Here is a 19,632-nt window from a genome sequence, read left to right on the forward strand (position 1 = left end):
GGTATTGAAATGAGTAGAGGTTTCGAACTTCATTCGAAATATAAACCCGATGGCGATCAACCCGCGGCAATTGAATCCTTAGTGGACGGTTTGGAAAGTGGTTTAGCCGCACAAACACTGTTAGGTGTTACCGGTTCGGGTAAAACATTTACTATGGCTAACGTGATAAAAGAAGTGCAGCGTCCCACTTTAATCCTAGCTCATAACAAAACGTTAGCGGCGCAGCTTTATGGGGAAATGAAAGAGTTCTTTCCGAATAATGCCGTAGAGTATTTTGTATCTTACTATGATTATTATCAGCCTGAAGCCTATGTGCCAACTACAGATACGTTTATTGAGAAAGATGCCTCTATTAACGACCATATAGAGCAAATGCGACTGTCTGCGACCAAAGCGCTGATGGAGCGAAGAGACGTCATTATTATTGCCAGTGTGTCTGCTATTTATGGCTTAGGCGACCCAGAGTCATATATGAAAATGCTGTTGCACCTTCGCCAGGGCGACACTATGGACCAGCGCGATATATTAAGAAGACTTGCTGAATTGCAGTACAAGCGCAACGATCTGGCCTTTGAGCGAGGCACTTTTCGCGTTCGCGGCGATGTCATAGATATCTTTCCCGCCGATTCGGAAAAGCAAGCTGTGCGAGTTGAGCTTTTCGATGATGAAATTGATAAAATAAGCTTGTTTGACCCACTTACTGGTGCCGTTGATAAGTCAGTAGTGCGGGCTACCGTGTTTCCTAAAACTCACTATGTAACGCCGAGAGAAAAAATTCTTAACGCAATTGAGCACATAAAGGATGAATTGGGAGACCGTAAAAAGCAGCTGCAAGAAGCAAATAAGCTGATTGAAGAGCAGCGAATTTCACAGCGAACGCAATTCGACATAGAAATGATGATGGAGCTTGGCTATTGCTCTGGTATCGAAAATTACTCGCGTTACCTTTCTGGTCGCGCTTCAGGCGAGCCACCGCCAACCTTGTTAGATTACTTTCCAGCTGATGGCCTGATGTTTATCGACGAATCTCATGTAACCGTATCTCAAGTGGGTGCTATGTATCGCGGCGACCGCTCCCGTAAAGAGACATTGGTTGAGTTTGGTTTTAGGTTGCCATCGGCCCTAGATAATCGACCTCTGAAGTTTGAAGAGTTCGAGAAGATTTGCCCTCAAACAATCTATGTTTCTGCAACGCCCGGCGATTATGAGTTGAAAAAAACCGAAGGCGATATTATTGAACAAGTAGTGAGACCCACTGGTTTATTAGACCCTATAATTGAGGTGCGCCCCGTAGCTACTCAAGTGGACGATGTACTCTCTGAAATTCACAAGCGTGTGGCGTTAGATGAGCGGGTGCTAATAACCACGCTTACCAAGCGCATGGCGGAAGATTTGAGTGAATATTTGAACGAACACGGCGTCAAAGTTCGCTATCTTCATTCAGATATAGATACGGTAGAGCGCATCGAAATAATTCGTGATTTACGCCTAGGGAAATTTGATGTGTTGGTAGGCATAAACCTATTACGAGAAGGTTTAGACATGCCTGAAGTTTCTCTTGTCGCCATATTAGATGCCGATAAAGAGGGCTTTTTACGAGCTGAGCGTTCTCTCATACAAACTATCGGTCGTGCTGCACGTCACTTAAACGGCAAAGCTATTTTATATGGCGACACCATCACTAAGTCTATGCGAAAAGCTATCGACGAGACCGATAGACGCCGTGAAAAACAAATGGCGCACAATAAAGCGAATAATATCACTCCAATGCGTTTGAATAAGGCAATCACCGATATTATGGACTTAGGTGAAAGCGCGCACCCTGCGTCTGGTAAAGTAAGACTCCGTAAGGTAGAAGAGAAGAAAAAACAGCAGAAGACGGCCAGTGCCACTGATCTTATGGATCAAATTGCTGAACTCGAAAAGCAAATGTTTGAATATGCGAGAGAGCTCGAATTCGAAAAAGCAGCATCACTGAGAGATGATGTAGAAGCCTTGAGAAAGCAAGTTGTCGCTTTATCGTAAATTTTTAACCAACAGGGGCGTGATGATCTTTGCTCAAAAATTGTAAAGCAACGACCAACACGCTCTTATAAAACAGTTATTCAGTATAAAGCTGAATAACCCACGAGATTAAAATGACAAAGAAAAAACACCATAATTGCGATTAAATGTCGCAAATTGTCGTTGTAATAGCCTGTCTAGTTTCATATAGTTAGTGGAAGAGTATCAATAACTATACCTAAAACAGGTGCTACTATGCTAAATCGTCTCCAAGAATCGGATATTAAGCTATTGCGTGTGTTTTACGCAGTGGCAAGTTGTAATGGATTTACGGCGGCTGAACCCGTGTTGCGTATGCAGCGACCCAACATAAGCGCGGCAATCAAAAAGTTGGAAGAGCGCTTAGATCTCGTTCTTTGTCATAGGGGCCGAGGCGGTTTTCAGATGACCAAGGAAGGCGAGGTTGTTTTTCAAGAAACCAAGCGTATTTTCAACGCATTCGATAATTTCGTTTTCAACCTGAAGTCGCTTCATGACGATTATTCTGGGCACATTACGCTTGTACTCATGGCCGGCTTGCCGCTTTCAATGCATCTAGCGGTAAGTAAAGCCGTTAAAAGCACCATGAAAAAGTTTGATGATATTCACGTAAATATTCAAACGCGTTTATATAATGAAGTAGAGCACGTAGCACTATCTGGTGAATGTCACCTTGTTGTATCAACCTATGACATGGTCAAACCCGAATCGGTAACCTTTCACCCTGTTGGGCTAGATGTTGAAGGGCGTTTATACTGCTCACCTACTCATGCATTGGCAAAATACCGAGATACCGAGCTTCCTGATGATGTAAACATTGAGGATTATCCCGCAATAGGTATATCGGGTTTGTCTTCTGCTAACTATATTGAAGACGAGTCACGTCTTGCTATTCAAACCTTCTCCGACTCCTTTGATGCTGCTATGTCAGCTATTATGACAGGAGAGTATGTAGGTCTGTTACCCGACTATATAGCAAAAGAGCAGGGAGCAGCGTTAGGATTAGTTCCTATCGCGAACGGAAGCCTATTTAAGTTCACCCACGAATTGTTTGTAATGAATGGCAAAAATACTCGGTTAAACCCAGTGTTACGCCACTGCATAAAAGAACTTAGCTATTTCATCGCTGAGAGCCAAAAATAATAGCAAACTTACCTAAAATTACAGCGCAGAAATGGGTTTTGTGTGGCGAAGGCAGAGCGTTGAAAGAAACCGGTATTTTTTATTTAGCCAAGTTACTTTCATTCTTTTTTGGAATTTACGGCTGCTTTTTTCTGCACAGCTCACTACACGTGCCTGTTGTTGTGAGCTCAGCCTCAATAGGTCTTTTAGGTAGCTTTTTTCCCTCTCATTTACGTTTCAAACACCACATACAGTCGGCAATCTATGCCGGAGCCTTTGCGGGAATGTGCTCCTACGATATTGTTTCCTCTGTTTACGATTTAATGTTGATGAGTATCATCGGTGCCGCGCTTTATACGGCCTTGAGGGATGTATTAATTGGCATTGGCGGAAAGCTTGGTGCAATTGCCTTCGTTTCCGTGGCTAGCGTTATCTTAACTAAAGCGATGATGTTCTGATGGTATTGTTTTTCTTTGCGCTATTAGGAGGCATAGTCACATACAAAGCTAGTTCTCAACCTTGGATGAACAGTGTTAGAGCAAGCAGTGCCGGTACATTAGTATGTTATCTACTGGTTTTGATGCTCGCTGGTACAGATAAGGCTAATGTTTATGCCACTATGTTCTTTGGCGGAAGCTTTGTGGGCATGACATCGTCTCATCGACTCAATCATACCGGAATTTTGATAGCGTCTTGTGTGTTTGGCGCAATCAGTGCGGTTATTCTACCGTTTTTAAATGGAATTGGCGGGGCGTTAGGCGTGTGTGCTTTCATATCCGTTGTCATTGTGCATATCGGCTCAGTGGCGTTTCAGCGTATTGCAATGAGGAAGTGACCTCGAGCGCTCACGCATTTTTCCGTTAAAAGCGCTTTGTGGACATAGCCCTTGTGAAAGGGCTTTAGTCACAAGTTAGACTCTTAAAAAGAACTACTCGTATTCTAAGGGGTCAGTGGCGTTATTGTCCTTAAATGCCTCTAAACGCTCTTCACAGGCCCCGCATTTTCCGCATGCTTTCTCTCTTCCGTTATAGCATGTCCACGTTTTGCCATAATCTAGCCCCATGTTGAGGCCGTCGGTGAGAATTGCTGTTTTGCTGTCATCGATGTAAGGAGTGACAATTTCAACGGGGGTGTAATTTGCTATCCCGCACACGTCGTTCATACGGTGCACAAATTCGGGTCTACAATCTGGATAAATAGCGTGATCACCAGCGTGAGCACCGTAGTAGACTTTGTTTGCCTCTAAACTAACTGCATAGCCAACCGCAAGTGACAGTAGAATCATATTGCGATTAGGTACAACCGTTTGTTTCATACTGGGTTCTTCATAATGACCTTCTGGAACCTCAATATCAGAGGTTAACGCAGAACCACCCACTAAAGAATTGATAGCACTTATATCAACCACTTTATGTGGCACATTAAGCGACTCACAGACCTCAGCCGCGTAATCAAGTTCTTTCTTATGGCGTTGACCATAATTGAAACTAAGCGCGTGCACCTTTTTCCCTTCCCTAAGCGCTTTATGCAATACAGTGAAGGAATCCATACCTCCTGAATAAATAACAACAACGTTTTCTGACATAGTTTTTGACGAATTAAGAAATAATGTCAGAATTTTATGTGATCCTTGGTAAAATCCCAAGATACAATCGGTAAAGGACGTCAATTTGTCTGTATTAAGCACGTTAAACATCAATGAAATGTTTGAAACCATACAAGGTGAGGGAGCGCATACAGGAATTCCCTCAATTTTTGTTCGTTTACAAGGGTGCCCAGTGGGGTGTCCGTGGTGCGACACAAAACACACATGGGAAATAAAGGAAGACTTAATTGTTTCCTCAAAAGAGATCATCGAGCAAGCAGAGGAGTCAGAAACATATTTTCTTAGCGATGATAAAGAGCTTCTCACCTTATTTGAAAAAGAGCGGTATCTAGCCAAGCACGTTGTCATTACCGGCGGTGAACCATGTATGTATGACCTGCGGGGACTGACTACATTACTGCACGATAACGGCTTTACAACGCAAATTGAAACAAGCGGCACGTTTGAAATTTTTTGTGATGAAAGAACATATGTCACGGTATCTCCGAAGATAAATATGCGAGGCGGTTTTGAAGTACTGACCAGTGCGCTAGAGCGCGCAAATGAAATAAAGCATCCCATTGCTATGCAAAAGCATATTGATGAACTCGACGCGCTTTTAGCTAATGTGTCGTCACTGGAAGGAAAGCAGGTATGTCTCCAGCCAATAAGTCAGCAACCAAGAGCAACGGAATTAGCCGTGAAGACTTGTATTGCGAGAAACTGGCGGCTATCTTTACAAACACATAAGTATATAGGTATTGAATAATAACCTAATGACAAATAAAGGAATGTTAGGGATGTGTAGAGCACTTGCTCTTGTGTTGTTGCTTGGCTGTTTTTCGGTTCAAGGGGCGTTGTGGACAATCACTTACCCGCGTCCAATAGACGATACTGACGAGCGCACGCAATATCCCATAGCACTGCTTAAACTAGCGCTCGACAAAACAGGCGTTAACTATGAACTACGTCCCTCAGACAGAATTTTGCTATCTGGTAAAGCAATGCGCCAGCTGCGTGAAAATAGACAGGTAAACGTTGTGTGGAGTATGACGGATATCCAGAGGGAGAAAGATCTCAATGCTATCCGAATACCTATTGCCAAAGGACTAATCGGTCTACGAGTTTTTGCAGTAAACGATAAAAAGCGGGCGAAGTTCAAAAACATTAGTTCTATTGAAGATATGCGTGGCTTTGTTCCAGTGCAAGGGGAAGACTGGCCGGATACCAAAATTTTACAGGCCAACGGCTTTAATGTGTTTACTGTGCCTGAGTTCGATGAAGCCTACGATTTTCTAAAGCAGGGGAGAGGCGATTTCTTTCCCCGCTCGGTTATTGAGATCACACCTGAGCTTGAAAAGCTTGGTAAAGGGTCAAACATATCCCTAGAACCGTCTTATGCCTTATATTATCCCACTGCCATGTATTATTTTGTCAGCAACAATAATAAAACATTGGCAAATCTAATCGAGTCGGGGCTTCGCAGAGCGAAAGCTGATGGGTCGTTTGATAAACTTTTTCAGTCTACCTATTTGCCTGTTCTCGATAAAATTAATATGAGCGAAAGAACGATATTTACGATTGAAAACCCTTTGCTACCCGATGATACGCCATTAGATGATGAGTCTCTGTGGTATACGTCTATGCAATAAAAAACGCGACTTTACGTCGCGTTTTTTAGTTAACAAATTACTCTGCTGATATTAAGATTCACCCGAGTGAACCCCTTTCATTGAGCGACCCGACGGGTCTGCATTGTTCTTAAAGCTTTCATCCCACTCAAGAGCTTCTACGGTACTACACGCGATAGATTTTCCTCCTGGAACACAGCGTGCCGCGCTTTCTTGTGGGAAGTAGCCCTCAAAAATAGTGCGGTAGTAGTAACCTTCTTTCGTATCAGGGGTATTGTGCGGGAAGCGGAACTCGGCAGTGGCAAGCTGTTGATCAGTCACTTCGTTGTCTACAAAATCTCTAATAGAGTCTATCCAAGAATAGCCTACGCCATCACCAAACTGCTCTTTTTGACGCCACAAAACCTCTGCGGGAAGCGTGTCACCGTTATCGAACGATTTACGAAGGATCCATTTTTCCATTTTCCCATCAAGACACATCTTGTCTTGTGGGTTCAAGCGCATGGCCACATCAATGAAGTTTTTATCAAGGAAAGGCACGCGGGCTTCTACACCCCAGGCGGAAGTCGCTTTGTTAGCGCGGGCGCAGTCGAACATATGAAGACGGTCTAGCTTACGAACAGTTTCTTCGTGGAATTCTTTAGCATTTGGCGCTTTGTGGAAATATAGGTAGCCGCCAAAAATTTCGTCAGCTCCTTCACCCGACAACACCATTTTAATACCCATAGCCTTAATTTTTCGGGTCATTAGATACATAGGTGTGGCGGCACGAATGGTTGTCGTGTCATAAGTTTCAAGATGGAAAATAACGTCACGGATCGCGTCTAAACCTTCTTGAATGGTGAAATGTATTTCGTGGTGCACAGTGCCAATCATATCAGCCACTTTCTTGGCGGCTTTCAAGTCAGGCGCACCTTCTAAACCGACAGCGAAGCTGTGGAGTCTAGGCCACCATGCGTCTGTTTTGTCTTCATCTTCTACACGCTTGGCAACATATTGTGCTGCGACTGCAGACACCAATGAGGAATCTAGACCACCTGACAGAAGTACTGCGTAAGGAACGTCTGACATCATGTGAGATTTCACGGCCTTTTCAAATGCAACTCGAAGCTCTTCTAGGTCAGAGCTGTTGTCTTTTACATTCTCATAGTCCATCCAGTCGCGCTTGTAATATTTAGTTAGTTTGCCTTCCTTACTCCACATGTAGTGGCCTGGAGGAAATTCACTTATGGTTTTACACACACTGGCTAGCGCCTTCATTTCAGAAGAAACATAGAAGTTGCCGTGCTCGTCGTAACCTGTGTAAAGGGGGATAATACCAATGTGATCACGTGCGATTAGGTATGCATCTTTTTCTTCGTCATAAAGAATAAAAGCAAACATTCCTTCTAGTTCGTCAATAAACTCCACGCCTTTTTGTTGATATAGGGGAAGTATAACTTCGCAGTCAGAGCGAGTTTTAAATGGATAAGGCTCATCCAAATCAGCAGCTAACTGCTTGTGATTATATATTTCACCGTTAACAGCAAGGATGTGCTTGTCGTTCTGACTGATAAGCGGTTGAGCGCCTGTATCTACATCGACAATAGCCAATCGTTCATGACAAAGAATGGTATTGTCATTATTCCAGATACCCGACCAGTCAGGGCCACGGTGGCGCAAAAGTTTAGATAAATCGAGGGCTTGGGTTCTGAGTTCAGACACATCGGTTTTGATATCAAGGATACCGAAAATACCACACATAAAACGAGTTCTCTCTGTTCACTTATTGAAAAAAATGGGTTATTTCTGTCGGGCGCTTGTCTATAAGCAGCGAAAGATTATTATTTTTGATTTGTATGGTTCGCGTGTCTTGAATGTGCCAGTCTGACAGGAAATTGCAAGTACATTGTGATGATAAAATGGAATTTATTAGTTCTTTTGAAGCCTGTTAACGACAAAAATGCAAAAGTATTCTAAATTGCCTGAAAAATCGTCAGTGATATACCTTAGCTAGCTGCGACCTTTCCTTTTAGCTCCCAGAAACTAGCGTTCTAACCTCTGCACTGTTTACGATTAACAAGTTGCGATTAACAAGTTTCTATTGAATTTTTTATCGATAGTGAAGTTGGTACAGCGATGCACATTGCGAATGCAGTGCAAAAAAACGTGCAGAGTAAATTAAGAAGCCCCGCTGGGACGGGGCTTCACGCTTTTCTTATCTTTAAGCTTTCGGTTTAGCTTTGTTTTTAATACTGGCGCTGAAACTCACTGCCTTCGTTCCATTTAGGCCACATAGGCGCATTCGCTACATTCACACCAACGTCGAATAACATCTGTGTATCTTGCACTATGCCGCTTAAGTCCCAGCTGTCTCTATACTCATCACATACTTGGTGATAGCAGCCTGTAACGATAACATTCATGCGCTTGCGATATTTAGCTGTTTCCTCATCGGCAGGCTCGTCGCCTCCTTCAGCATAAAGCGCTGGTACGCCTTGCTTCGCAAAACTGAAGTGATCAGAGCGATAGTAGTAGCCTGCCTCTGGTTTATCCTCTTGTGTTAGCACTCTTCCTTGCTTATCTGCAGCCTTTTTAAGATAGGTTTCAAGCTCAGATTTTCCCATTCCAACCACGGCAACGTTTTTAGTTTTACCCAATACATTCATGGCATCCATATTAATATTGGCGACGGTTCTCTCAAGTGGAATGACCGGGTTAGCCGCATAGTACTTGCTGCCTAACAGACCTTGCTCTTCTGCCGTCACGACCAAAAATGATACTGAGCGTTTTGGTCTAGGGCTTAGAGAAGAGTAGGCCTTTGCCATCGCTATCATTGCGGCAGTGCCGGTAGCATTATCATGAGCACCGTTATAAATTTGATCGCCTTCTTTGCTAGCATCTTTACCAAGATGATCCCAGTGAGCTGTATAGATGATGTGATCATCTGCAAATGCAGACCCGGGTAAAGTTGCAATAACATTATTACTCTCAGACTTTTTGAACGTGTTGTTAACGGTAACTGAGGCTTTGATATCCATGGCTTTGTGATAGGGGCCTTTCATCGCCTTGGCCTTCTCGCTAGTAAAATCTAATCCGGCATCACTGAACACTTTTTTAGCTGCATCTAATGTCAGCCAGCCTTCAACTGCAACTCTGCTCGCGCCTTTGTCGGGTGTTACAAGACCGTATTGAGGACCACTCCAACTGTTTGCCACTACCGACCAACCGTAAGAAGCCGGAGCTGATTCGTGCACAATAATAGCGGCTGCAGCACCCTGGCGACTGGCCTCTTCATATTTATAGCTCCAACGACCATAATAAGTCATTGTTGTACCCTGAAATTTACCGCTTTTAGGGTTTTCAAAGCCAGGATCGTTGATGAGTATCACCACGGTTTTCCCTGTAACATCTAACCCTTCGTAGTCGTTCCAATCATATTCAGGCGCATTGACACCATAGCCTACGAATACAAGCTCGGAGTCTTCTAGACTCACTGACGCTTGCTCGCGTTTGGATGATGCCACCATGTCTTCTTTATAGGTGAAGCTATTGTCTCCAATTGACATTGTCATGTCGGGGTCAGCAGTAATTTCCATCAACGCTACTTTTTGCAGGTAGCTATCGCCATTTCCCGGCTCTAAACCGGCTTCTTTAAATTGGCTTACCAGATAATCAATTGTCTTCCTTTCACCCTCAGTGGTTGGTAAACGACCCTCAAATTCGTCTGATGAAAGGATCTTCAACGGCTCTCTAATATCTGTGTCTGAAATGCTGTTATACACGTCATCAAAATTTGTTGACGCCTCTGCTGGCAAGGCGCTTTTCACTTGGTTTTGTGGAGGTTCTGTATCGTTAGATGGTGTACATGCACTTACGCTAAAAAGCGCAGGAACAAGCAAGGGCAAGAACATTTTTTTCATTATTAATCTCTATTAATTGTTTTTGTTTGCTCTACAATAGGGAGTGTCGATTTTTGCAAAAATATCAGAAACACATGGTAAAAAACGACACGCCGTAGTCATCAGTATAGAGAATTCCATAATCTGAACCAATAGGTGTTATGCAATCAGCACATATTCCTTTCGATAAAAGCCATCTTCATGATTCTGCCTCTCCTTGTGTTACCGCCCTTTTGTCAGAAGTAAACTTGCTAAATGAAAATGCTTTTCCCAGTGCGCAGCAGCTCAACAGGGTAGTGCAACGTTTTCAACCAAAATGGCAAGGCCCAACGTTCAAGGGACAAAGCACATTTCCAGCTACTGAAAGTCGATACTATGAAACCATTATTGGCGAAGACAATGTGGTTCCCACACGAGAAGACAACTGGCACGATTTATTTAATGCGCTCATTTGGGTTCAGTTTCCGAAAGCAAAATCACTGCTTAATGCACTCCATATTAAGGATATCGCAAACTTCGGGGCGAACCCTCGCACGGCGAGACGAAGTCGAATAACCCATTTCGACGAATGCGGTGTTGTCTTAGCTATTGAAGCTGGAGACAGTTTTAGTAAAACAGAAAACGTAAGCAAAGCAGAGCTAAACCAGTTTCTTGCTAGCCTCGCGATGCATGAATGGCATGAAGTATTTATTCAGCAGCGAGATAAATGGGGAAAATGCGTAACACCGTTTATCTTCGGACATGCGAATTTAGAAATGATGCTTAGCCCATTTATTGGTTTAACGGGCAAATGGCTTGCCGTCGCTGTTCCTAGTGGTTTTAGCAAATTAGATCCTTGGCAACAAAGGAGTGTGATAGATAATGCTTTAGTGGAGCGAATAGTGCAGTTAGATAATTTTCAGCAGGCTCCTATTCTAAAACCCGTTCCCTTATTAGGAGTGCCGGGATGGCACCACGATCAGACGCTCGATTTTTATAATAACAAGGAGTATTTTAGGCCGGTTAGAGAGGGAGCGAAAATGCCGACTCAGTTACCGCTTTGGAAGCCAATATAAAAAGGTTCCAAAGCAGTAAAAACGTGCGATATCAATTAGAATGCGAGTAAAGCAACAAGCCAAATTGAATAAATAATAAGGTAAGGCGCCGTCGCGATTATTGCAGCTTTTTGCTTAGAAAATGATGTCCATTGCGATATACCGACCATAGCAAGGTAGATACCCCAAAACAGCTCTAATCGAATTGCCTGACAAAATGCAAACCACTCAGAATCCATGGGGACACTGAGAATATAGCTCAACGACGTTGGTGCTAATGCAGCTGGCGATATCTGATGGTCGTTGGCAAAGAGCAGTATGGCAAGACCTAATAAACCTGTTATCACGTACGGCATAGACACCCACCATGAGAAGCCGTACCAGTCTGTGAAACCGAAAACATGACTGTCATCTGCCCGGGTGGCTAGGTTTAGATAAACGGCATAGATTGCGTTAATGATAATGAGAACAAAGAACGCACCAATAAGCTGAGACCACATTAAGCTGCTTCGGGTGAAAAAGGCGCGCATTTGATCTTCTTCAGCTGGGCTCATATCGCCCTGTGCAGCAATATTCAAATTCGCAAACCATTCAATATCAACAAAATTAACGTACAGGTACTGCAGTACTAATGTGATGCCCATCACCATAAAAAATGGCATCCAACTCCAGTTGTTCCTTTCTCCAACTGCCTTGAACACGCCATTAGGTTTAAAAAATATATCGTTGCAAGCCTGGAATGGGTTTGAAACCGAGTGCATTTCTTTCTCCATGAAAATAGTTTTGTTTTTATTTGGTTATTTGGCCATTCGAATAAGAGCGGCTTTTTTTAGTAGAGTACGGAGTTGGCTCGCCAAAGTACAGCGCAATGCAAATTTTTCAACATACTAATTTGTAAGTAATTGTTGAGCAAATTTACACGGTAAGTTTAATACCATATAGAGTATAAGAATAAATAAGGAAGCAACTGCTTCCTTATTCACTTAAAACTTAATCACCGTTCTTTGTCTCATTTACCTAGCCTGATGTTCGAAGCTGACGTCCACGGGCTAAAAATAAGTCGCATTAAGAAGGCAAAGCACAATGGCGCTGTACACAATCGATATAGGTAGACCTATTTTTATGAAATGGGAAAACCGGTAGTTCGCGGCATTGTATACCAGTAAATTAGTTTGATACCCAAAAGGTGATATAAAGCTAGCACTTGCAGCAAAGGCAACGGCTAAAGCAAAGGGCATGAGCGGAGCACCAATAATCTCCACTAAGCCATACGCAAAAGGAAACATCAAGGCAGCAGCGGCATTATTAGTCACAAATTCAGTAAGCAACAGTGTAATCAGGTATATAGCTATTAATGCAATAAACCAGTCAGTGCCAGACAGTATGGGCATTAACGCTTGAGTTGTAACAGCGATTACCCCTGAAGTTTCAAGTGCAGTAGCTAAACTCAACGCGCCCACAATCACCACAATTAAATTGAGGGGAAGGTTTCGTTTCATTTCACCATTAGACGTTACTTTCATGATGACCAAAACAGCAGCCAAAAATAGCAAACCGATGGCTAAATTAATAATGTCAGATGCAGCAAGTGCAACGGTAGTTAAAAAGCCACCTAACGTGATCCATTCTTGCTTGTTGGTGAGCGGGCGAGCGATTTTTTGCTCTGAAAGTACGAAGAAGTTCTTGCTCAGGTTTTGTCTAGTCGCAAAGTCAGGGCCTGTTGCGAGAAGCAAAAAATCACCAGACTTTAATTTTATTTCCCCAAGTTTACCTGAGAGTTGTTCCCCGTCTCTGCGTATGGCAACAACAGCGGCATCAAACAACGCCCTAAAACCCAACTGCTTTATTGTTTGCCCAATTATTTGTGCACGATTTGATACCACTACCTCGGTTAGGCTTTCCCGCAAAACGCCATCGGTTTCGGCAAACATACTTAAGCCTTTTATATGGCTTAAATTGTCTAGCTTTTGTACGTTACCCGAAAACATCAGCTTATCGCTTTCTAGAATAACAACCTCAGGGCCAACAGGGGATATCAAATTCTTATCTCTGACAATCTCTACTAAGAAAAGCTCGGGAAGGTTTCTCAAATGATTTTGTTCAACAGTTTTGCCAATAAGCTCTGAGCCGGCTTCAACCTCAGCTTCTACCATATAGGCAAAGTAGCTACTGTCCTTATTGCCGATATTCGGTAGTAGTGGCAGTAACAGAAACATCAATAAACCGCAGCTCAACCCAGCAACAGTACCGTATAGGGTAAAGTCAAAGAAGTTGAAGCCAGGATGTCCATGCTCTTGCAAAAAACTATCGACTATAAGGTTTGTAGACGTTCCAATTAATGTCACCGTACCACCTAAAATAGCGGCATAGGACAAGGGGATAAGTAATCTTGACGCTGGATGATGTTGGTTTTGCTTAATGGGGCCTATGAGGCTTGCCACAATAGCAGTGTTGTTGAGAAGCGCTGATGAGATAAATGTCAGCGAGAACAATCGCCAGTATGAACGTGTAAAGTCAGCAGTCACTAACTTTCTGCCAAGGCGTTTGATAAGAGCAGTTTTATCAATGGCACTACTGACTAAAAGCAACAAAACAAGGGTGATTAAGCCCTTGTTCGTCAAGTTTAGTAGAATGTCATCTAGCGATAATTGCTGCGTAACCAGTAAACCCAACACTGCACCAGAAAATACAGTGGCAGGGCGCTGATTGGTAAAAATCAGCGCAAAAATCGTACTGGCAAAAATTGCCAGTACGATGAACTGGGTAACATCCATATATGTCCAGTCCTGCTTATAGCTTAGAAATATCCACAGCGTTCCAATGAGGGAAGTGCTTACGCACAAGCTCGTTGAATTCTAATTCAAACTCAGAAAAGTTTGCAGAAGCATGCTGTGCATCACCAGAAATGGCATCAATTACCATACCCGCACCTACCGTACCGTTGGTAAGGCGATCGATAACGATAAATGAACCCGTTGGACGATTGCGTTTATAAGGGTCGCATGCAATAGGCTGAGTGAATTTCACATCAACCACTCCAATCTCATTGAGATTTAGGTGCATAGCATCGGCTTTTTCCAATGTGTTAACGTCTATTTGATTATCGATATGAGCGACAACACCAGGTGTTGATTTCGTTGCAAACTTAAACAAGTATTGCTTGTTTGGCATCAATGGCTCTTCAGACATCCACACAAGATGAGTTTTGAACTGCGTAGAAAGCAAAGGCAAATTATCTGACTTTACAATCATGTCGCCACGAGAAATATCGATTTCATCTTCTAGAGTAAGCGTTACCGCCTGAGGTACATAAGCGCGCTCTTGGTCACCTTCAAAAGTCACTACTTGCTTAACTTTTGATGTTTTGCCAGAAGGAAGTGCAGTAATTTCGTCTCCTGGCGCTACTTGACCAGAAACCACTGTGCCTGCGAATCCGCGGAAATCTAAGTTAGGACGGTTAACATACTGTACTGGAAATCTGAAGTCGTGATGGTTGTCGTCTTCGCCAATCTCGATGTTCTCCAGCATTTCCATTAATGGCGTGCCGTTAAACCAGGGTGTGTTTTCGCTAATACTTACAACATTATCGCCTTCGAGCGCAGACAGTGGAACAAATTGAATATCAGGAATATCAAGTTGCTCAGCAAACTTAAGATAGTCAGCTTGAATCTGCTCGTAAACATCTTGCGAATAGTCCATTAAGTCCATTTTGTTGATCGCAACAATAACATGCTTAATACCTAGAAGTGAAACTAGGAATGAATGACGCTTAGTTTGCACCTTAACGCCGCCACGGGCATCAACAAGAATAATAGCAAGGTCGCAAGTAGATGCGCCTGTTACCATATTGCGGGTGTACTGCTCATGCCCTGGAGTATCAGCGATAATAAATTTACGCTTGTCGGTAGAGAAGTAGCGGTAAGCTACATCAATGGTAATACCTTGTTCACGCTCAGACTGAAGACCGTCTACAAGAAGGGCAAGGTCAACTTTCTCTCCCGTAGTACCTACTTTTTTGCTGTCTTTTGTAATAGCGGCAAGCTGGTCTTCGTAAATCATTTTTGAATCGTGAAGTAAGCGACCAATAAGGGTACTCTTACCATCGTCTACGCTACCGCAGGTAAGGAAACGTAGCATGTCTTTCTTTTCGTGTTGCTCAAGGTAAGACAGAACGTCCTGTCTTAATAATTCGTTTTCGTTGTTCATGTTATGCGCTCACAAGGAAAAAGGGGTTTAATACAGACTCTTTTTGGTTATAGGTAAGAGCGTCGGCGTTGTCATCTAGTGGATTTTCTGGGTCTAGAACAGTTACACTTGCCCCAGCAGCCAGTGCAACTGCATGTGCAGCGCCTGTATCCCATTCAGATGTTGGGCCCAAACGAGGGTAAAGGTGGGCTTCACCTTCCGCCACTAAACAGAGTTTTAAAGAACTTCCCATAGCTACCAGTTCAGTTTCACCTTCAAGTTGTGCTAGTAAATTCTGAATTTCAGGGCTTTGATGAGAACGACTTCCAACTATTTTCCACACGTCGTTACCGCTGTGTTTCTTCGCCGTGATAGGCGTGAACACACCGTCGATTTCGGTCCAAGCACCTTCACCAACAGTACCCACATAGCTTTTGTTTAACGCTGGAGCGTAAACAATACCCATTGTCGGTTTACCGTTTTCGATAAGTGCAATGTTTACCGTAAATTCACCGTTTTTCTTAATAAACTCTTTGGTGCCGTCTAGCGGATCAACCAGCCAGTATGACGACCATGTTTTACGTTCATCCCACGAAATATCAGCTGACTCTTCAGAAAGAATAGGCAGGTCAGATTCCGCTTCAAGGGCCTTTACAATAACGTTATGGGCGGCAAGGTCAGCTTCGGTTAGTGGGCTGGTATCTTGCTTCTCATAAATAGCGAAATCTTTTTCGTAAATCGCCATAATTTTATCGCCAGCTTCTTTGGCAATAGTTAGCACTTTTTGTGCGAGATTATTTAAAGGCTGTGTCATTACACCAATCCCTTTTCTTGTAGCAAAGCATATAAACGCTCAGCGGTCTGCTCTGCCGGTTCATCCTGATAGGTTAAGTGTACTTCCGGTGATTCAGGTGCTTCATAGGCTGAATCGATACCTGTAAAGTCCTTGATTTCGCCACTGCGGGCCTTTTTGTACAAGCCTTTGGGGTCGCGCTTTTCACACACCTCAAGTGGTGTATCAACAAACACTTCCACAAACTCGCCTTCTTCCATTAAGCTGCGGCAATAATCGCGGTCAGCTTTAAAAGGAGAGATAAACGCAGTCAGTACCAAGGTTCCAGAGTCAACAAAAAGTTTGGCGACTTCGCTAATGCGGCGAATGTTTTCAACCCGATCTTTGTCGCTAAATCCTAAGTCGCCACATAAACCGTGACGTACGTTGTCGCCATCTAACAGGTACGTATGTTTATTTTGCTCGTGAAGTTTTTTCTCAAGCAAGTTGGCTAACGTAGATTTACCAGAACCACTTAACCCGGTAAGCCAAAACACGCGAGGTGTTTGACCTAACTTCTCAGAGCGGGTGGTCTTGTTGACTTCGTGTTTGTGCCAAACAACGTTGTCTGTGGCCATTAGAAGTACCCTTCCATTTTCTTCTTCTCCATAGAGCCTGCGCTGTCATGGTCGATAACGCGGCCTTGACGCTCAGACGTCTTGGTAAGCAACATCTCTTGAATAACTTCGGGAAGTGTTGCCGCTGTTGACTCAACAGCACCGGTCAATGGATAGCAACCTAGAGTACGGAAGCGAACAGAGCGCATTTCTGGCACTTCGCCTTCTTCTAACGGCATGCGGTCATCATCTACCATTATCAAAACGCCGTCACGCTCTACTACTGGGCGAGGCTTTGACAGATACAGCTGTGGAATATCGATGTTTTCAAGGTAGATATATTGCCAGATATCTAGCTCAGTCCAGTTAGACATTGGAAATACACGAATACTTTCGCCTTTGTTTACCTGTGAATTATAAATGTTCCACAACTCTGGGCGTTGATTCTTTGGATCCCAGCGATGGTTGCTGTCACGGAATGAATAAACGCGCTCTTTGGCGCGAGATTTTTCTTCATCACGACGGGCGCCACCGAATGCAGCATCAAATTGATACTTATTCAGTGCTTGTTTAAGAGACTGGGTTTTCATGATATCAGTGTGTTTTGCTGAGCCGTGGCTAAATGGACCAACGCCAGCCTCAACACCTTCTTCATTGATGTGAACAAGCAGATCAAAGCCGTGCTTTTTCGCCTGCTCATCGCGGAATTTTATCATTTCGCCAAATTTCCACGTGGTGTCTACGTGAAGTAGAGGGAAAGGAATTTTACCTGGTGCAAACGCTTTACGTGCTAGATGAAGAAGAACCGAAGAGTCTTTTCCTACCGAGTAAAGCATTACTGGGTTGTCAAACTCAGCAGCAACTTCTCGGAAAATTTGGATACTCTCGGCTTCGAGTTGTTTCAAATGCGTGATAGACGGGATACTTGCAGTCATTTTGAAGTCCGATTTATGTTATATAAAAAAAAGTTATATGCGGGTTGTTTTTCTGCATAGAAAGATAACATATTTATTTTCAAAAGTAGTATGCCATTTTGCTATTTAAAATAGCTTTCTTATTCTCAAAAAATAAAAACCTATATAATTTAGATATAAGCGCTTGTTTTGGCGACTAGAACGTAAAAAGCCTCAAATTGCGAAACAATTTGAGGCTTTACAAAACAATGAATTTCTTATTAACGCGCGTTAAATTGCTTTTGAAATGCATCGAAGGTTTCAGTGACACCCTCGCGCGGCTTGCCTGTTTTACTGAGGATAATAATAGCTAGGCTGGAAAGAATAAACCCAGGTACTATTTCATACATCCAGTCTCCGAGCGCTTGGCCGTTGATAGTTACCGGTAGATATATCCACAGTAATACAGTTACCGCACCTACAACCATTCCGCCTAAAGCTGCTCTTCGAGTCATTTCACGCTTAAATAAGCTAAATAGAACCAATGGACCGAATGCGGCGCCGAACCCTGCCCAAGCATTGCTGACTAGGGTCAATATGGTGCTGTCTCTGTCGTACGCTAAAAATATTGAGACTAGCGCAACTGCAATTACGCTTAGTCGACCGGCAATAACTAACTCTTTGTCAGAGGCGTCTTTACGTAAAAATGCTTGATAAAAATCACTGGTAAGTGAACTAGACGTTACTAACAGTTGCGATGAAATTGTACTCATAATCGCCGCTAAAATTGCGGCTAATAAGAAGCCACCAATAAGAGGGTGGAATAAAATTTGTGAAAGGTAGATGAAAACGGTTTCGGGGTCGATGGAATTACCATTTCCGGTGACGTAGGCTAGCCCAAATAAGCCAGTCATTAGTGCACCAATAATAGATACGATCATCCAACTCATACCAATGTTACGGGCTTTCGGAATATCCTGCACCGAGCGTATCGCCATAAAGCGCACAATAATGTGTGGCTGACCAAAATAACCCAGTCCCCAGGACATCAGCGACACTATACCAATAAAGGTTATGGCTTCATTCGAAGATGCATCCATGAATGCGTCGAACAAAGCAGGGTTTATGTTATCAAGTGCATCGATAGATGCGCTAATACCGCCCAATTCACTGATAACCACCGCTGGTACCATGATTAGCGAAACAAACATGATACAGCCTTGTACAAAGTCGGTCATGCTAACTGCCATGAACCCGCCGACCAATGTATAGGCAACAACAACGCCTGCAGTGACATACAAGCCAGTTTCGTAACTCAACCCGAACGAGGTTTCAAATAATTTGCCGCCGGCAACTACACCAGACGATGTATAAAGAGTGAAGAAAACGACAATAACGACAGAAGCGATAACTCGAAGAATGCGTGAGTTATCTGCAAAACGATTTTCGAAATAATCCGGGATGGTGATGGAGTTGCTGGCAACTTCTGTATAGATACGCAGTCGTGGGGCGACAAGTAAATAATTGGCTAGTGCGCCTAGCGTTAAACCTACGGCAATCCAGCCTGCAGATAAGCCCGAGACGTACATTGCTCCCGGAAGACCCATTAACATCCAACCACTCATATCAGACGCGCCTGCGGATAAAGCGGTAACGGCCGGGCCTAACTGGCGGCCACCTAACATATAACCTTCAACGTTGGTGTCTGTTTGCCGGTAAGCAAAAAGACCTATCCCCAACATTACAACAAAATACAAACCCAACGAAATAATCGTGCCAGTAGCCATATATGTTCCCTTTAATTTTTATTCCATGCTATCACCAATAATTTGGAGTCTCCATGTAAGTATGTGCTCACTGGTTGGTTTT

The 19,632-nt window shown here is 43.3% G+C and carries 17 protein-coding genes; 7 read left to right on the top strand and 10 right to left on the bottom strand.

Going from position 1 to position 19,632, the window contains the following annotated elements:
* Window positions 1-9: 9 nt before the first annotated feature.
* The 4 genes from uvrB to CW735_RS05810 all read left to right on the top strand — a co-directional run bounded on the left by uvrB (window position 10) and on the right by CW735_RS05810 (window position 4,000).
* Entirely contained in the window at window positions 10-2,025 is a 2,016-nt protein-coding gene (uvrB, locus tag CW735_RS05795) for an excinuclease ABC subunit UvrB (RefSeq protein ID WP_100971256.1), read from the top strand.
* Between the two features lie 234 nt (window positions 2,026-2,259).
* Complete coding sequence (locus CW735_RS05800; protein ID WP_100971258.1) at window positions 2,260-3,186, top strand: LysR family transcriptional regulator; 927 nt, start codon at window positions 2,260-2,262, stop codon at window positions 3,184-3,186.
* Between the two features lie 161 nt (window positions 3,187-3,347).
* Window positions 3,348-3,623, top strand: a complete 276-nt coding sequence (locus CW735_RS05805) for a hypothetical protein (RefSeq protein ID WP_232368370.1) — start codon at window positions 3,348-3,350, stop codon at window positions 3,621-3,623.
* Window positions 3,623-4,000, top strand: coding sequence for a hypothetical protein (locus tag CW735_RS05810; protein WP_100971260.1), 378 nt, complete (start codon window positions 3,623-3,625; stop codon window positions 3,998-4,000). Before CW735_RS05805 ends, CW735_RS05810 begins: the two co-directional genes overlap by 1 nt.
* A 93-nt stretch (window positions 4,001-4,093) precedes the next feature.
* Here CW735_RS05810 and queC read toward each other — a convergent pair whose 3' ends face one another.
* Window positions 4,094-4,750 carry a 7-cyano-7-deazaguanine synthase QueC gene (gene queC / locus CW735_RS05815; RefSeq protein ID WP_100973183.1) on the bottom strand — a complete coding sequence of 219 codons (657 nt, stop codon included), beginning with the start codon at window positions 4,748-4,750 and terminating at the stop codon, window positions 4,094-4,096.
* 118 nt (window positions 4,751-4,868) lie between these two features.
* Here queC and queE point away from each other — a divergent pair, with 118 nt between their 5' ends.
* Both queE and CW735_RS05825 read left to right on the top strand, forming a co-directional pair.
* The gene (gene queE, locus CW735_RS05820) at window positions 4,869-5,519 is read left to right on the top strand and encodes a 7-carboxy-7-deazaguanine synthase QueE (RefSeq protein ID WP_100971262.1); all 651 of its coding nucleotides are present in this window, start codon (window positions 4,869-4,871) and stop codon (window positions 5,517-5,519) included.
* Window positions 5,520-5,550: 31 nt separating this feature from the next.
* Window positions 5,551-6,402 carry a substrate-binding periplasmic protein gene (locus CW735_RS05825; RefSeq protein WP_232230614.1) on the top strand — a complete coding sequence of 284 codons (852 nt, stop codon included), beginning with the start codon at window positions 5,551-5,553 and terminating at the stop codon, window positions 6,400-6,402.
* A 51-nt stretch (window positions 6,403-6,453) separates the two neighbouring features.
* Here the strand turns inward: CW735_RS05825 and asnB are convergent, their stop codons facing one another.
* Together asnB and CW735_RS05835 are read right to left on the bottom strand one after the other, a co-directional pair.
* A complete protein-coding gene (asnB, locus tag CW735_RS05830; protein ID WP_071979536.1) occupies window positions 6,454-8,124 on the bottom strand; it encodes an asparagine synthase B in 1,671 nt (556 codons plus the stop codon).
* A gap of 485 nt (window positions 8,125-8,609) precedes the next feature.
* The gene (locus tag CW735_RS05835) at window positions 8,610-10,283 is read right to left on the bottom strand and encodes a M28 family metallopeptidase (protein WP_071979535.1); all 1,674 of its coding nucleotides are present in this window, start codon (window positions 10,281-10,283) and stop codon (window positions 8,610-8,612) included.
* A gap of 140 nt (window positions 10,284-10,423) precedes the next feature.
* Between CW735_RS05835 and CW735_RS05840 the strand changes: the two genes are divergently transcribed.
* A complete protein-coding gene (locus CW735_RS05840) occupies window positions 10,424-11,317 on the top strand; it encodes a DUF3025 domain-containing protein (protein ID WP_071979534.1) in 894 nt (297 codons plus the stop codon).
* Window positions 11,318-11,352: 35 nt separating this feature from the next.
* Here the strand turns inward: CW735_RS05840 and CW735_RS05845 are convergent, their stop codons facing one another.
* The 7 genes from CW735_RS05845 to putP all read right to left on the bottom strand — a co-directional run bounded on the left by CW735_RS05845 (window position 11,353) and on the right by putP (window position 19,550).
* On the bottom strand, window positions 11,353-12,057 hold the full coding sequence (locus CW735_RS05845) for a YIP1 family protein (RefSeq protein WP_071979533.1): 705 nt from the start codon (window positions 12,055-12,057) through the stop codon (window positions 11,353-11,355).
* Window positions 12,058-12,345: 288 nt separating this feature from the next.
* Window positions 12,346-14,070 (bottom strand): SLC13 family permease, encoded by a 1,725-nt coding sequence (locus tag CW735_RS05850; protein ID WP_071979532.1) that lies wholly within the window; start codon window positions 14,068-14,070, stop codon window positions 12,346-12,348.
* 16 nt (window positions 14,071-14,086) lie between these two features.
* Window positions 14,087-15,502: a sulfate adenylyltransferase subunit CysN gene (gene cysN, locus CW735_RS05855; RefSeq protein WP_071979531.1), complete on the bottom strand. Its 1,416-nt coding sequence runs from the start codon at window positions 15,500-15,502 to the stop codon at window positions 14,087-14,089.
* Window position 15,503: 1 nt separating this feature from the next.
* Window positions 15,504-16,295, bottom strand: coding sequence for a 3'(2'),5'-bisphosphate nucleotidase CysQ (cysQ, locus tag CW735_RS05860; RefSeq protein ID WP_071979530.1), 792 nt, complete (start codon window positions 16,293-16,295; stop codon window positions 15,504-15,506).
* Window positions 16,295-16,891, bottom strand: a complete 597-nt coding sequence (cysC, locus tag CW735_RS05865) for an adenylyl-sulfate kinase (RefSeq protein WP_071979529.1) — start codon at window positions 16,889-16,891, stop codon at window positions 16,295-16,297. The genes cysQ and cysC overlap by 1 nt, the downstream gene beginning before the upstream one ends.
* Window positions 16,891-17,805, bottom strand: coding sequence for a sulfate adenylyltransferase subunit CysD (gene cysD / locus CW735_RS05870; RefSeq protein WP_071979528.1), 915 nt, complete (start codon window positions 17,803-17,805; stop codon window positions 16,891-16,893). The genes cysC and cysD overlap by 1 nt, the downstream gene beginning before the upstream one ends.
* Before the next feature lie 239 nt (window positions 17,806-18,044).
* Window positions 18,045-19,550, bottom strand: a complete 1,506-nt coding sequence (gene putP, locus CW735_RS05875; protein ID WP_071979527.1) for a sodium/proline symporter PutP — start codon at window positions 19,548-19,550, stop codon at window positions 18,045-18,047.
* Between the last annotated feature and the right edge of the window lie 82 nt (window positions 19,551-19,632).

The sequence above is a fragment of the Alteromonas sp. MB-3u-76 genome (assembly GCF_002831605.1).
GTDB classification, from domain to species: Bacteria; Pseudomonadota; Gammaproteobacteria; order Enterobacterales; family Alteromonadaceae; genus Alteromonas; species Alteromonas hispanica.